Below are 14,680 nucleotides of genomic sequence, written 5' to 3' on the forward strand. Positions count from 1 at the left end.
CGCAGACATATTGATGTAGTGGTGTTTACCTATTATATTTATTAATTAATCAAAAATTGCTCCCGTTTATTAAATACAATTTTTCTATTGAATAGTATCGTTGTACTGTGCAGCTAATGAATTTGTTATGTTATTTCTTCCACTAAAATGACCCCAATAGTAAGTCCACTTTTTTACACTCTAGTTATATACGGGAATTAATCAATTCACTCTCTGCTTTTCATCCCTTCTGCTAATGCATTAGAATTCAAATCTTTTTCTTCATAAGATTATCAATGATGTTGTAATAGACCTCTTCATTTCGATTTAAAAGTAACCTGAACTTCTTCCATTTTAATTTTAAAGCCACCAATTCCTTTGATTTGTTTTTTCGTTTAAGCAAACTTCTCCCCTAAGGCCGCAATCTTACGATGTTATTCATATTTTTGTAATAGTAGTATTAGGTCTTCTTGTAATTCTTTTACATTCAAAATACTAATATTATGGATGAATGTATAAAACATCATTTTGTTATAAGTCTGAAAATATACCAATCTGGAATTATCAATCTGTCTACATATATGGAACAGCTAATTATCCATAATATTCCACAGAATAAAATTTTATTGCTTAGAGAAACTTAATAACAAATATTTTTAAAGGTGATGGGTAGCTTGTTTCCTAAAAAGCCAAGGCAAAAAAGTAAAAGTGAACCATTGTCTTCTAAAATTCCTCTAACAGATGAGTTATTAAAGAAATCTCTTGCCAACATGGAAGACTTAGAAATAATAGCCCTTAATACCAACATAGGAACAGTATTTCTCTATTACATAAAAACACTTATTGATAATGAAAGATTAAATGAAGTGATTGTGGAGCCTCTAAATCACTGTTCTAAGGATCAAATTGCTAAATGCCTTATGAACGCAAAAATAGAAAAACTATCAAATCTTGAAGAGGCTGAGAAGAAAATAGTTCAAGGATCTATTTTATTGTACGACCCAACTCAAAACCATTGGTTTGCCACTCTTTTAGAGACGCCTCTCAGCCGTTCCATAGAACCACCTGAAACCGAAACAGTGATTTATGGGGCAAAAGACAGCTTTGTAGAACAAATCGACCAAAATATAACAATGATTCGCCAACGTCTCCCAGTTACTGCTTTAAAAACAGAAACTTTTAATATCGGATCTTTAAGTCGAACAAAAGTTGTAATGATGTATATTGAAGATATAACTAATCCAGAGTTTATCACTATTGCAAGGGAGAAAATTAAGGCAATTGATTTTGACCAATTCCTTGACTCCTCCCAAGTTGCGGCTTTTATGGAAGATCATAAAAATACCCCCTTTCCACAATTTCTGGAAACCGAACGACCAGACGCATGTTCCAACTCACTCGCATTAGGGAAGATAGTATTTTTAGTGGATAAAACGGCCTACGGACTTGTTGGTCCAATAAATTTCTTCCATCTTTTTCAGTCACCTGAAGATTATTTTCTTCGCTGGATTATTGCAAGCTTTTTAAGGTGTATTCGATTTTCAAGCTTTTTTCTTGCTCTGACATTAGTACCATTATATGTTGCGATTACAACACATAATTATGAAATACTTCCACTTCAAATTTTATATGTGTTATTAGAAACGAGAAGTAAACTCCCATTTACACCTTTTTGGGAAGCAACACTAATGTTAATTACTTTAGAAATTATTAAAGAAGCCAGCTTACGAATGCCAACAAAATCTGGCCAAATTTTAGGAGTTATTGGTGGCATTGTTATCGGTCAAGCGACTGTCCAAGCAGGCTTTGTCAGCAATGTTTTTATTGTATTAGTGGGTATCTCAGCAATTGCCTCTTTTTTGGTTCCAAATTATTTAATGACAAAAATAATAACACTTTTACAATTTTTTCTTCTTGTATTATCATCATTACTTGGTATTCCTGGAATTGTTCTTGGGATGATTATCATTATTGCTCATTTGGTGGGACTAACTTCTTTAAAGCAACCCTATTTCGCTCCCATTACGCCCCTTTATCTCAAAGACTGGAATGACCTTTTTATTCGGGGCCCCCTTACGTCGATCAAAGAACGGCCAAGTTTTTTAAGTCCCTTACAAAGATGGCGCATCAAAAAAAGAAGGTGATTCCTATTAAACCCTTACAACTATTTGAAAAATCTCCAGACAAAAGCGGCCCCTATCTTATTTTTTTGGTCAATCGAATACAAGTCCTTTATATGCCTTTAATATTCCAAAAGTATTTAATTCACCCCTATATGATTATAGTGATTATAGGTATCGGGTTTGTATCTCAATTAAACCTTTTTATTTTGTCTAAATGCTGGAAATCTAGGTTTCTTAAGGATGGCGCTGAGGGAATTAGCAAACTTTTCGGAAAGAGAATGATTCGTTTATATGCTTTTATTGGTCTCTTCTTTATTTTTATGAAAATGGCTATCTTCACAATAGGGTATTCTGATATTATGCATCAATATATCTTTCCATCTATAAACAATAATTGGCTAATTTTATTCATTTTTCTTACGAGTTTATATCTTGCATCAAAAGGAATGGAGAAAACATTCCAGTTTGTAGTAATCGTCATGCTTAGCACATTTTGGATCATTTTTGTCTTTATTCCATTTCTTTTTGCACCTATGTCATCCATTCACGATTTATATCCATTGATCCCCAATGATCCTTCCTTGTTTTCTTGGAAAGGAGTTCTCCTTATATGGTCCTCACTGTCAGGACCTGAGTACCTCATTTTTTTGAAGCCATGGTTAACGCATGATAAGAGACAATTCATGTATTTTACGATAGGAAATATGATTTCTGTCCTTGAATACCTTCTTTTGTTCATTGCAGCCATTTTATTTTTCGGGTCCAATTATTTAAGTAAAACCTTGTATCCTACAATTGATATGATCAAGTATCTTCAATCCCCTGTTTTTGAGCGAATGGAAATCATTGTCATTTCCGTTTATTTGTTTTATATCGTATTTGCTTTAGCTCTATTTTTACTTTTCTTTTACGGCCTGTCCCGTTTAGCACTTGCAAAATGGAATCTCCAAACAACCAGAAAGGGGTATCTGTTTTGCGCTGCAGTCATTCTTTCGAGCTTTTTAATATTCTATAACTTTTTATGGAAATTTTCATATAAAGGCTTTTGGGGGTTGGACTTAGAAATCGCGTTAAGTTCCTTGAGTTATCTTATTATTCCGATCATCCTCTGGATTGCCATTAAACGAAAGGAGGACGTTTAATGAAAGGATATAAACCAACTAGTCTTTTATTTGTTTTTTGCTTTTTAATAGTGATGTCAGGATGTAGTCCCTATACTGAAAATAACATAGTTGAGGAAATTGCACCTGTAATCTTCTGGTCGATTAAAAATGATCCAAATGGTCAATTATCAATTACGACATTAGTTCCTCCATTAATAAAAGAAACAAAACAAACCTTTACTTTAAAGGTTGATCTTATCAAACAAGGAGGTAAGGAATTTAATTTAAAGTATTATCGAGAACTTAAAACAGGACAGCTTCGAATGTTGTTTATCAATAAGGAGTTGGCTTTTAAAGGTATTAGAACACTAATCAACACACTTTTTACGGACCCAGACGTTTCGTCTCGCCTGTATATTGTAATTGTAGATGGCGACTTTGAAGCCTATTTAAAAAATCAATTAAGCAAACAACCATCTCTTGATTATTTTCTATATCGAATGTTAAAGCACTACGAAAAGTATAATCAAGGGGACATGAGTATTGTGAATCTTCATGAGTTTATGAAACAGTTGTATTCTCCTTTTCAGGATCCAATTTTACCTGTTTTTAAAGCAGATAAGAACAACTTTACTTATGAAGGAACCGCACTTTTTCATGGGGATAAATTAAAAACAACTATAAATAATATGGATGACCAAATTTTTCAGCTTCTTGGTAATGATCGCTACGTAAAGCTCCTTGCCTTACCAAAGCAAAAGCTCGTTTTAGGCCGAGTTCGTTCAAAGGTAGAATTTCGATTAGATCAGACTACTAAAGTTTTACATGTTACAGATCAAATCAACGGTAGGCTTGAGGAATATCAAGGAAACAAAAATTTACTTAACCAAAGTGAATTGTCTTCACTTAATAAAGAAGTTGAAGTGTATTTAGAACATGAAACAACGGAGTTATTAAAAAATATGCAAAAGGAAAAAGTAGATCCCCTCCAAATTGGTCTACTGACCACATCACCTTTTTTTGAGAGAATGACAAGTAAAGAATGGAAAGATCAGTGGGAAAACATCAAATTGGATGTCCATTTCTCACTAAAGATACAACCTGTAACAACTGGGAACAAAATGTAAACAAACATTTTAAAAAATCTTTGGAATCTTATTAAAAAAACTAGTTATATCTTAAAACTTCTAATTAAACTTTTCTGTCTTTTTCTTCATTAACAATGGGGCAATGTCCTCTTGAACTGTTGCCCCCCCGTTACTAGAAGAAGGAATTAGATTATTCCTCTTATCTCTTCCCAACCATAAACAAGTTCTTTTAGTTTCTTTCCCATAATTTTTGTCTCAACACTTTCAATCTTTTTTGCTCCTAGTGACTCGTAAAAAAGTTTGGAGCTGTTCTCCTCTAACACTAACACTAGCATCGAATATATATCTTCTTCTACTAAGTCTTCAATAATCGGTTTAAGTAACAATTTACCCAGCCCTTTTCGTTGGTGCTCTTTCAATATATAAATCGCATACAATTCGCCTTAAAAATCAGGGTAATTCCCTGTTCTTTCTTTGCCACCATTAGAGAACCCGATAATTTCGCCATCAGCAGTTTCAGCGACGTATACGACTTTATTTGTAATTATGTCGTTCCATTTTTGTTTTCTACTCTCATACGTCATTTTTTCTAAACACTCATCTGGAACAATATTTTTATACGTTGTTTTTCAACTATCGACTTGTACTTTTGCAACAGCTTTAGCGTCATCTAGTTTTGCTTTTCTAATCTTCATACCACACCTCAATCCGTTTATAACTTCTTCCACTAAACTGCTCCGTTAGTTGAAGTACTTAATATTTAAAATATTTTCTATATCTTAGCATAAATAAAAATATGAAACGCTCTGATAATAAATTATTCTACAATTACTCTCACAAAAACGAGGCCAACCAGAAATAACTGGTTTATTTTAGTAAGTCTTTAATAATCAAAATTACTTGCTGCGCAGTATGTGTCTATTTAAAAATTAACAAAAAGGTACTTGAAGAGGCATTCCAATGAGCAAAAGAAGAATTAAATATACAAAAGGTGAATATATAACCGCTGCAATTATTTTGTTGATATTAGCATTAATTCAATACCTCATTATTTTATCATTTATTGCATTAGGAGCTATATTAATAGGAACATACCGATACCTTCTCTATTTAAAGAAGATCAAATTTTCTGGTTAAACTACAATGTGTTATGTTCAAATCTATTTGAACATAACACCCAAGGATGCAGCCTCATAATTCCTTATCCCGTCCCTATAATTATAGGAAGTGAATGAAAAGTCGAGTTTTCGCAAAATCTAATATATATTATGTAAACTAGAAAATTGGATTTTCGGGACGATTAGTTTAGTTATTGGTTCATCCCTATTTATTATCGTTCTCCTTTCAGCTCTCCAATAATTTATAGGTATGGGAAATAATTTATTTTTTATGCTCTCATATTTCTTACTTTAGACAACTTTTCTTTAATAATCGTTTTATTTATATCAATTATGTGTGTTTATAAGTTTTATTTGAACCGTCCCATAAATTCATGTTATTAGCTAATTTTATTTGTTTTGTGTTCTAATTAATGTAAACAAGACAATTATTATAATTGTAAGAAGATTACACTTGCCTCTGAAATGACACTTAAATAAAAAAGGCTGGAGTCTAATCTCCCGCCCAATTGAGATGTTATAATTTCCGCCAACAGAACATAGTAAACTCTTATATTGCCATAATTTTTCTGATTCAAGAGCGATAATTCGGTTCATTTCATTTGAAACTATCATACAAAATCCACTACTATATAACGTTTGCTTTTATCGCTAGACTTTCTTAATGAACTTGCTCCATTGAGAGACTATGCACTCTTAAATAGAACTTTAGAACGTCTTCCAACGCCAGAAGGGGAACTGGCCCAACCAATTCAGTATCGATTACAGAAACCCCGAAAGCACTTGCCTCTGATTTAATCGTTTCAAATACGCGATGAATAGGTGTTTTCGTATAATTTGTCAAGTTCATTGAAACTTGAATTGCGTTTTTCTCAGGGATTTCAAGCGCCATTGCACGGACACATTGGTATCCACCAGTAGCTCCACGGACTGCCTTCACAATTTTCTTACCAATTTCTAAATTTGTTGTATTAAGATTCACGTTGAAAGCGATTAATGGAAAACGTGTACCGGTTACAGTTGCTCCACTCTTTGAATTGAACTCATGTGGACCTTCATCTGGAATCCAGTTAGGATCTTGCATCTTTTCTGGAAGTGCTTCGTACTCACCACGGCGAATGTCAACAAGGTTTTTTCTATCAGGTCTTGTTGCAGCATCTTCATAGTAGAATACCGGAACACCAAGAGAACCTAAATATTTACCAAACTCTTTTGAGATAGCAATAGCCTCTTCTGCCGTAACGTCCTTCATTGGAATGAATGGGCAAACATCAAGAGCTCCTTGACGAGGATGTCTTCCCTTATGAACAGACATGTCAATAAGTTCAATCGCTTTTTTCGCAAAGCGTTTCGCTGATTCTAGAACAGCTTCTGGCTCACCGTAGAAAGTGAAAACGGAACGATTGTGATCTTTATCCGAGTTTACTTCAATAAGTGTTACATCGCCCTTTTCCATTAGTGCATCCTTAATAGCATTGATCTTTACTGTATCAGTACCTTCACTGATATTAAATTCGCCTAATAATGTTTTCATCTTATTTACCCTCTATTTCCGATAGATAGTTTTCAAAATAATTAATTTGCTCATTGAAAAAAGCCACTTTACTTTCGTCTTTTATAATGCCTAGGTTTGCTTTAATATTCATTACACATCCGCGAATGCCTAAAGTAGAAAGTCCAATGCCTATCAAAAGATCAGACTCTGCATTTGTATTTGAAACTCCTTTTAAACTTACACAAAGTTTATGGAGATCCAAACAAAGTTTTGCGTTGTCCATAGGTTGTGTCGCTGCGGTAACTCCAGCAGCTTGAATAGCTGCTTTACGTACTTCCTTCTCTTCGTCTGTTGCCTTTGGTAACTTATATGCATTGATAATTTGCATATAAGCATCAGCATCAGCAACAGATCCAGCCTCTAGTTTTTTCCCTAATTCATCTAACTCATCCGCAATTCTTAAGTATTGTTCATCAGTAAGTCCGTAGTCTTTACCAACACTAAGTCTTGCTACCATTCCTGACAACCCAGCTGCCATTGCACCTGAAATGGATGAAGCAGATCCCCCACCGATTGTTACATCTTTTGTATCAAGGATTTTCTCAAATACTTCTTGATAATTCATCTTTACTTCCTCCTATCAATCTTTAAAAATTTTAATTTATTTATTAACTCAAAATCTTAAATAGAAACTAAAAGTTTTCAATATTACATGGAACAACATTTGTTTAATGATTTTAAGTATCGTTCAGAAACCTTTATACGGCTTGAACAACAATCTTTCCATTCTTAATCACTGTGTGTGTATGGTTCATGCCATAATGATAGTTTAGCTGTATAAAGTTTTCTACGTCTTGAATGACGATATCTGCCTTTTTACCAACTTCTATACTGCCAATTTCACGACCACGATTGATTGCATGTGCTGCATTGATTGTGGCAGCTACTATGGATTCAGCGGGTGTCATCCCCATAGACAAGCAAGCAAGATTCATAGTAAATGGCATGGATACAGAAGGAGAAGATCCAGGGTTTGCGTCTGTTGAGATAGCAACAGGAACGCCCGCATCGATCATTTTACGTCCACGAGCAGCCTCTGCCATAAGGAAAAAAGCTGTTCCTGGTAAGAGCACTGCAATTACGCCTGCATTAGCCATTTGCTTAATTCCCTCATCACTCGCACGAAGTAAATGTTCTGCTGAAATGGCACCTATTTCTGCTGCCAGTTCTGCACCTTGATACGGCTCAATTTCATCCGCGTGAATTTTAGGAATCAAACCTAATTTCTTCCCTGCTTCTAAAACACGTCGCGACTGTTCTGGTGTATACACACCATGTTCGCAGAAAACATCATTAAACTCAGCCAAACCTTCTTCTTTCACTCGTGGCAACATTTCGTTGATGATGATATCTACAAACTTATCTTCTCGGCCTTTGTACTCTTTTGGTACTGCATGTGCGCCCATAAAAGTTGAAACTATGTCAATCGGATGATCTTCATTGAGACGCTTAGCAACGATTAGTTGTTTATGTTCAGTCTCCCAGTCCATACCATAGCCTGACTTTGCTTCAATCGTTGTAACTCCATGACGTAAAAACTTATCTAGACGACGCTTGGTAGCCTGATATAGTTCAACTTCAGAGGCAGCTCTTGTTGCTCTTGTCGTTGCATGTATTCCGCCACCATTGTTCATAATTTCCATATAAGTCGCACCATTTAGGCGCAAATTGAATTCATTTTCACGACTGCCTGCATAAACAACATGCGTATGTGGGTCTACTAGTCCCGGCATTACTATTTTTCCTGAAGCATCGATCACTTCCGCATTAACAGCCTTTAACTCTAGCTCCTCTGTTGGACCAACTGCAGTAATTCGATCATTTTCAATTAGGACTGCACCATTTTCAATAATGTGCAATTCATTCATCTCTTCCTTTGTTGCTGGCTTTTCAGAATGACCCTTAACAGTAATAACTTGATTCGCATTTTTGATAAAAAGTGAACCCATGTTCCCCTCCAAAATGTGAAATAATCTTATATGAATACTTGATATTAATGAATTGATTTTAACTTTTTTCTTACCTGTACTAGCGCTTCAAGTTTACCGCTGTCGCCTAGTACTGATTCTAAACCAGTGTAATAATCGTCAATTTGAGATAGTTCATCTGATAAAAACTGATCGAATAGTATCGATACTTTTTTACTATTGAATTCGGTTAACCGATTTTTCTCTAATCCTAAGTAAGCATTTGCTACTTGATATAAAATTTGTTGAAGGTCATCGGCCATTTTTTGCTTTCCATTTTTCTCAAAAAATTGTTCAGGTGATTTAAAGTGCACAAGTGCTTTAGAAGTTACTTAACAAATTTTGATACTGTTTTCTCGATTAAATCTTCTTTTACAACGTATGGGATTGTAATGTGTCCATCGTATTTTCCATTATAGTCCACACAAACTTCCACAGCATTTTCGTTTCTAGCCCAATTACGTCTAGCAACGCCACCCATTACGTCCCACATCATCGCAGACTTTATGATTGCATCTACTCTTTCGCTTCCGTCTAGAACAAGTCCGAATCCACCATTTATGGATTTACCGATCCCTACCCCTCCACCATTGTGAAGAGCGATCAAGCTCATTCCTCGTGCTGCGTTTCCTGCGAAACATTGTGTAGCCATATCAGCCATTACGTTAGAACCATCTTTAATGTTAGCAGTTTCTCTGAATGGAGAATCTGTTCCACTTACGTCGTGGTGGTCACGGCCAAGCATAATCGGCCCAACAATTCCTTTCCTTACCATTTCATTAAAGTGAAGGGCAATCTTTGTTCTTCCCTCAGCATCTTGGTAAAGAATTCTAGCCTGTGTTCCTACAACCAATTTATTCTCTTTTGCATCACGAATCCAAACCCAGTTGTCTCTGTCTTGGTATCTTCTATCTGGATCTATACAAGCCATAGCTTCCGCATCTGTCTTATCCAAATCTTCTGGCTTTCCAGACAAGCAAACCCATCTGAATGGTCCATAACCATAGTCAAATAGCATAGGTCCCATGATATCTTCAACATAAGAAGGATAGATGAAGCCATCTTTCTCGTCGATTCCATTTTTTGAAATTTCTTGCACGCCAGCATCATAGATTGCTTTCATGAATGAGTTACCATAGTCGAAGAAATAAGATCCCTTCTTAGTAAGAGACTTAATTACATTAAAGTGACGCTTTAACGTTTCGTCAATTCTCTTAGCGAACTGAGCTTTGTCTTTTCCTAGCATATCTGTACGTTCGTCGAACGACATGCCTACTGGGCAATATCCTCCGTTGTATACATTGTGGCAAGATGTTTGGTCAGATACCAACTCTAGCATAATATTATGTTTATCAGCATACTCAAGCAAATCAACAATGTTTCCATGATATGCAATAGCAATACTTTCTTTCTTTGCTTTTTTTTCAAGGGCTAATTTGAAAACTTCTTCCAAATTGTCAGACATCATGTCTACCCAACCTTGATCTTTTCTTGTCTCAATACGAGATTTATCTACTTCAGCAAAGATACCAACTGCATTAGCAATTCTAGAAGCCTTAGGTTGAGCTCCACTCATTCCACCAAGTCCAGAAGAAACGAATATGTATCCAGCAAGGTTGCCATCATTTGGTACTCCTAGGTACTTACGCCCTGCATTTAATATTGTATTAAATGTTCCATGAACGATACCTTGTGGCCCGATGTACATCCAACCACCTGCAGTCATTTGTCCATAATTGGCGACGCCCATTTGCTCTGCTACGTCCCAATCTTTAAGATTGTCGAACATGCCAATCATCAAAGCATTTGTAATAATTACTCTCGGAGCATCAGGCTTAGATGGGAATAATCCTAGAGGATGTCCAGATTCGATAACCAAAGTTTGGTTATCTGTCACCTCTTCTAAATACTTCATGATAAGACGATATTGTAACCAGTTTTGCATTGGTTTTCCAGTCTCACCATAGGTAACAAGCTCATATGGGTAAAGCGCAATTTCAAAGTCCAAATTATTATCAATCATGACTTGAAAAGCCTTACCATCTGTACATTTTCCTTTGTACTCATCAATAGGTTTACCGTAAATTCTACCTGGTGGTCTGTATCGATAAGCATATATTCTACCGTAAGTTACTAATTCTTCCATAAACTCAGGTGCTAATGTCTCGTGCAACTCCTCCGGAACATAGCGAAGGGCATTTTTCAATGCAATTTTTGCTTGCGATTCAGTCAAGCTGAAACCTCGATTCGGGGCTCTTCTCTTACTAGGATCAAAATTTGGGTATTGCGGTAGCTCATTACCTAACTTAATTGTCATCGCATTGCCAATTTGTTCATTTGAAAACATTTGCGTTTTCCTCCTTTCAACTCCAATCTAAAGATTTAAGTTTATTTTACTAGATGAATGCTTATCGAAAAATAGCAAAAAAATGAGAATAGTAGCATAATATTAATCTATTTCTCAAAAACGATTTCTGATTTCCACTTTGTTGGTGTGATGCCAAACATCGATTTAAACTTTCTCGTAAAGTAGTTTGCATCAGGAAATCCAACATAAATGGCGATTTCTTTAATCGATAGTTGTGTATATTCCAAAAGATATTTCGCTTTTTTCATCCTTAGTTCACAAAAAAATTCCCCGAAAGACTGTCCAGTCTCTTTTTTAAATAAATGAGCAAAGTATTGTGGACTTACAAAGCAATGGTTTGAAATTTCACTTAAAGTAATTTTTTTATGATGATTAGCTTTGATATACAAAATTGCTGTCGTTAGGAAAGTTGAATTTCCATAGTGATCTTCACTAGCAATATTAATCGTAACTTTCTGCCAATATTGTACAAGCGTTTGTACAAACTTATCGTACCTGCCTATAAATAGTAGTTCTTGGATCATTTTTGAGTTTTCTACTAGAATTTCAGTAGCATTTTGGCCTATATCGATGAGCATACGAGAAAGTTCATGTACGATTTCGAAAACTTCACTTTTAAATAAATTAACATCACGATGATAAACTTCAGAAAAGATTTCTAAAAGCTCCCTTAAGTATTCGACTGATTTTTCAACATCCCCAATTTTTATCGTAGAAAATAATCTAATCTTCTTTTCTCTGATTATCTTCGATGAAGAAACTGACTTTGATTCTTGCTTTGCCTCGTATACGTAAATTATGTTATTACCTTCAAAAAAACGGTTCTCCAGTGCCCTCCTTGCTTCTTTGAAAGACTTATACATCAAATAAGGATCTTCATAAAATGGTCCTATACCTGCTGATATGGTAAGTCCTGATTTATGAAATTCCTTCTGAATACCTTTCACCATGTTTTGTAAATAATCAACATGTCCCTTTTCGATTGTCCGACAATCAATAAGTAATGCCAAAAGTCCTTCCCCAACCCATACGCTAAGGAATGGAACCGTCGTAAGACTTTTTACAGCGGTTAACAGACTTTGCCCGATGCTTATGTTCCACTCTAAGTCCTTGCTAATTGCTAAATCCGGGTATCTATCAACAGAGAGTAAAATTACTCGCTGTGGTTGAATTTCTATATGGTATTTCATACATAAATCTGCGAAACTTCCCTCATGAATGGCAGTCCCGGAAATCAAAAAGTGAGAAAATAATAGTTGATCAGAATCAAAAACCATAACAAACTACCCCATTCAAATTCTCTTAATATAAAAATTGATAAAATTATCCTATTATTCTATTTATTATAGAAAATGTGCTATTCAATAGCAATAAAATGCTAATTTGGACAAATTCGGGACAAAAGTTAGGTCATTGTTAGACAAAAAAAATATGTATTTTTATAAAATTATTGATTGAAATGACAGTTGAATTGGCAGCTCAATTGACACGATAATTGGCAACGATTTTTAAGCGTACAACGGAAATTGTCCTTTAAATTTTTATGTCATTTTGGGTGTCAATTCTTTATAAAAACTTTAAAAAGCCTTTATATATTTCAAATAATCAATCTAAGATTAAGCATGATAGGGCATCGAAAAGGTTAAGTAGTACTTCAAAAATAAAAAACAATAATGAATCAAGTCAAAGTCCGTCTTCTTCACAAAGTAAAAAAGTCTTTTCTCCTGCACAGAAACATCCACTAAAAATAAATAGGATTGCAAAACTTATACATAATAACAACGTTAGTATTGCGTAAATAATATTCAGCGTTACAGAAGATTTGAACACATTTTTCGTCACTTGTTTTTAGGACATTTTTTTAAGAGAAATACGATGATTCAGTGTATCTAAATATCTAACCTCCACTAAATTTCTGTTTCCTTTCTTTATCAATAAGTAAGTCTTTGTTTCTGCCTGTAATATCAACCCCTTACTGCAAAACTCGAAAAGTTTGATGCTTTGACGTTCTTAGGAACAAGGTTTAAACTCAACCATTACTTGCTTTAGAATCTAATCTAATTGGGCTATAGCATGATGAACCTTACTCTTTTCATTTGGCTCTGTTATTGTTCATTGTTGATTTTCTGCGGGTATACTAGCTTAATCGGAGGAATTCCGTTTATTTTGAAAAAGTAGTGGTTAAGAGGAGAAAATAGGCGGATATTTTCCGCTTAAATAACCTAAAAAAGCCTTTTAATCATGGAAACGTATAGTTTAACAGGAAAAAATCCGCTTATATGTAGGAAAATAAGTGAATTTCCTGATTTAGCAGGAATTTTCCCGTCTATTTTTCAATACCATAAAATCAACATCCAGCTTTAACAAAGCCTTTCATTTAAATCAACATGTAGCTTAGTTTATAAAACTAATTGGTTCCCTAAAACTAGAGTTTAAGAAACCAATTATATAGACTTCAAATTTGGACATTTGTCTTGCTCTTCATGATTTTAATTGACCGCATCAAAATTATTAATCTGCCATTTATTATGGACTTTAACAAAGGTAACATTGTCTTTTTCGTTTATTTTAATGTCAAGAAGAAGAGGAACGGTAAATTGATACAAACGAACCCCTTCTCTGTGGTACAGAAGTTTGACTTTAGCTTCTTTCCAGTTGGCTGAGCTACCGCCGTCTGCATCAGGTTGGGCAAGCTTTCCATTATAAACAATAAAATGGTATTTGTTAAACGCTTTATTAATGGCATTTAACGTATAGGATTCGTTTAAATACTTGATAAGTTTGGCTTTTGTATCAAATTCCTTACTGAAATAACGATACGGGATGCCTTTATAAGTGAACGTTTTGTATTCACTTGGAGAAGAGTGAATCTTTATATTGAATCCTTCCATTGCACTCCAATAATGGTCCCTAGCTGTTAATGCAAGCTTTAAAGCCTGTGAGTTCGTTGGAGAATCTGTTGACGATTTAGCATTGGCACCAGTTCCTAAAGTAAATAATGAAATCACCAAAATCCAAGAAATTATGAGCTTCTTCATCGAGTAAAACCCCTTTCATCGATTTATTTAACCCTCCTGCTATTTTTGACGATTAGAAACCCATTAGGTTTCAGAACGAAAGGTTTTGCCCATCTCTTTCCAAAGGGCGAGATTTTTGTTTCTTCCATTTTGCATATTTTTCAGGCAGACATACTCCACATGGCCTAAATCCCGCTTCAATGGCTGTTTTTTCATCGGCAAAAAAAACTCTATATTTTACATACCCACCCTTCGCAATCGCTCGAAGTGCTGCAGGACAATCCATCTTTCCGTAAATTTTACTCTTGCGGTGCCCACCATAAGTTCCTGGAGTTTCACTTTCATATAAGCACATATCAGGA

General features: G+C 34.9%; 14 protein-coding genes. 4 read left to right on the top strand and 10 right to left on the bottom strand.

What is annotated here, in order from left to right:
* Window positions 1-644: 644 nt before the first annotated feature.
* The 3 genes from RCG20_RS00885 (at window position 645) to RCG20_RS00895 (ending at window position 4,332) form a co-directional block, all read left to right on the top strand.
* Window positions 645-2,123 (top strand): spore germination protein, encoded by a 1,479-nt coding sequence (locus RCG20_RS00885; RefSeq protein ID WP_374120499.1) that lies wholly within the window; start codon window positions 645-647, stop codon window positions 2,121-2,123.
* A 131-nt stretch (window positions 2,124-2,254) separates the two neighbouring features.
* On the top strand, window positions 2,255-3,244 hold the full coding sequence (locus tag RCG20_RS00890) for a GerAB/ArcD/ProY family transporter (RefSeq protein WP_308184260.1): 990 nt from the start codon (window positions 2,255-2,257) through the stop codon (window positions 3,242-3,244).
* The gene (locus tag RCG20_RS00895; protein WP_308182365.1) at window positions 3,244-4,332 is read left to right on the top strand and encodes a Ger(x)C family spore germination protein; all 1,089 of its coding nucleotides are present in this window, start codon (window positions 3,244-3,246) and stop codon (window positions 4,330-4,332) included. The genes RCG20_RS00890 and RCG20_RS00895 overlap by 1 nt, the downstream gene beginning before the upstream one ends.
* Window positions 4,333-4,478: 146 nt before the next feature.
* Here the strand turns inward: RCG20_RS00895 and RCG20_RS00900 are convergent, their stop codons facing one another.
* Window positions 4,479-4,679 (bottom strand): hypothetical protein, encoded by a 201-nt coding sequence (locus RCG20_RS00900; RefSeq protein WP_308182366.1) that lies wholly within the window; start codon window positions 4,677-4,679, stop codon window positions 4,479-4,481.
* A gap of 57 nt (window positions 4,680-4,736) precedes the next feature.
* Window positions 4,737-4,877 (bottom strand): hypothetical protein, encoded by a 141-nt coding sequence (locus RCG20_RS00905; RefSeq protein ID WP_308182367.1) that lies wholly within the window; start codon window positions 4,875-4,877, stop codon window positions 4,737-4,739.
* Window positions 4,878-5,253: 376 nt separating this feature from the next.
* On the opposite strand from RCG20_RS00905, the gene RCG20_RS00910 reads away from it, so the two are divergent.
* Complete coding sequence (locus RCG20_RS00910) at window positions 5,254-5,430, top strand: hypothetical protein (protein WP_308182368.1); 177 nt, start codon at window positions 5,254-5,256, stop codon at window positions 5,428-5,430.
* A 642-nt stretch (window positions 5,431-6,072) separates the two neighbouring features.
* Here RCG20_RS00910 and ftcD read toward each other — a convergent pair.
* The 8 genes from ftcD to RCG20_RS00950 all read right to left on the bottom strand — a co-directional run bounded on the left by ftcD (window position 6,073) and on the right by RCG20_RS00950 (window position 14,673).
* Entirely contained in the window at window positions 6,073-6,945 is an 873-nt protein-coding gene (gene ftcD / locus RCG20_RS00915; protein ID WP_308182369.1) for a glutamate formimidoyltransferase, read from the bottom strand.
* Window position 6,946: 1 nt separating this feature from the next.
* Entirely contained in the window at window positions 6,947-7,531 is a 585-nt protein-coding gene (locus RCG20_RS00920) for a cyclodeaminase/cyclohydrolase family protein (RefSeq protein WP_308182370.1), read from the bottom strand.
* 133 nt (window positions 7,532-7,664) lie between these two features.
* Entirely contained in the window at window positions 7,665-8,915 is a 1,251-nt protein-coding gene (hutI, locus tag RCG20_RS00925; RefSeq protein WP_308182371.1) for an imidazolonepropionase, read from the bottom strand.
* A 44-nt stretch (window positions 8,916-8,959) separates the two neighbouring features.
* Window positions 8,960-9,196, bottom strand: a complete 237-nt coding sequence (locus tag RCG20_RS00930) for a hypothetical protein (RefSeq protein WP_308182372.1) — start codon at window positions 9,194-9,196, stop codon at window positions 8,960-8,962.
* A 65-nt stretch (window positions 9,197-9,261) separates the two neighbouring features.
* A complete protein-coding gene (locus RCG20_RS00935) occupies window positions 9,262-11,280 on the bottom strand; it encodes a urocanate hydratase (protein WP_308182373.1) in 2,019 nt (672 codons plus the stop codon).
* Between the two features lie 107 nt (window positions 11,281-11,387).
* The gene (locus RCG20_RS00940; RefSeq protein WP_308182374.1) at window positions 11,388-12,578 is read right to left on the bottom strand and encodes a helix-turn-helix domain-containing protein; all 1,191 of its coding nucleotides are present in this window, start codon (window positions 12,576-12,578) and stop codon (window positions 11,388-11,390) included.
* Window positions 12,579-13,790: 1,212 nt separating this feature from the next.
* Entirely contained in the window at window positions 13,791-14,339 is a 549-nt protein-coding gene (locus RCG20_RS00945; protein ID WP_308182375.1) for a DL-endopeptidase inhibitor IseA, read from the bottom strand.
* A gap of 70 nt (window positions 14,340-14,409) precedes the next feature.
* On the bottom strand, window positions 14,410-14,673 hold the full coding sequence (locus RCG20_RS00950) for an Ada metal-binding domain-containing protein (RefSeq protein WP_308182376.1): 264 nt from the start codon (window positions 14,671-14,673) through the stop codon (window positions 14,410-14,412).
* Window positions 14,674-14,680: the final 7 nt, after the last annotated feature.

It is taken from the genome of Neobacillus sp. PS3-40 (assembly GCF_030915485.1).
GTDB lineage: Bacteria > Bacillota > Bacilli > Bacillales > Cytobacillaceae > JAUZPL01.

Coding starts and splice junctions, on each gene's coding strand:
- RCG20_RS00885 (WP_374120499.1), top strand. CDS start 645: ATGGGTAGCTTGTTTCCTAAAAAGCCAAGGCAAAAAAGTAAAAGTGAA.
- RCG20_RS00890 (WP_308184260.1), top strand. CDS start 2,255: ATGATTATAGTGATTATAGGTATCGGGTTTGTATCTCAATTAAACCTT.
- RCG20_RS00895 (WP_308182365.1), top strand. CDS start 3,244: ATGAAAGGATATAAACCAACTAGTCTTTTATTTGTTTTTTGCTTTTTA.
- RCG20_RS00905 (WP_308182367.1), bottom strand. CDS start 4,877: ATGACGTATGAGAGTAGAAAACAAAAATGGAACGACATAATTACAAAT.
- RCG20_RS00910 (WP_308182368.1), top strand. CDS start 5,254: ATGAGCAAAAGAAGAATTAAATATACAAAAGGTGAATATATAACCGCT.
- ftcD (WP_308182369.1), bottom strand. CDS start 6,945: ATGAAAACATTATTAGGCGAATTTAATATCAGTGAAGGTACTGATACA.
- RCG20_RS00920 (WP_308182370.1), bottom strand. CDS start 7,531: ATGAATTATCAAGAAGTATTTGAGAAAATCCTTGATACAAAAGATGTA.
- hutI (WP_308182371.1), bottom strand. CDS start 8,915: ATGGGTTCACTTTTTATCAAAAATGCGAATCAAGTTATTACTGTTAAG.
- RCG20_RS00930 (WP_308182372.1), bottom strand. CDS start 9,196: ATGGCCGATGACCTTCAACAAATTTTATATCAAGTAGCAAATGCTTAC.
- RCG20_RS00935 (WP_308182373.1), bottom strand. CDS start 11,280: ATGTTTTCAAATGAACAAATTGGCAATGCGATGACAATTAAGTTAGGT.
- RCG20_RS00940 (WP_308182374.1), bottom strand. CDS start 12,578: ATGGTTTTTGATTCTGATCAACTATTATTTTCTCACTTTTTGATTTCC.
- RCG20_RS00945 (WP_308182375.1), bottom strand. CDS start 14,339: ATGAAGAAGCTCATAATTTCTTGGATTTTGGTGATTTCATTATTTACT.
- RCG20_RS00950 (WP_308182376.1), bottom strand. CDS start 14,673: ATGTGCTTATATGAAAGTGAAACTCCAGGAACTTATGGTGGGCACCGC.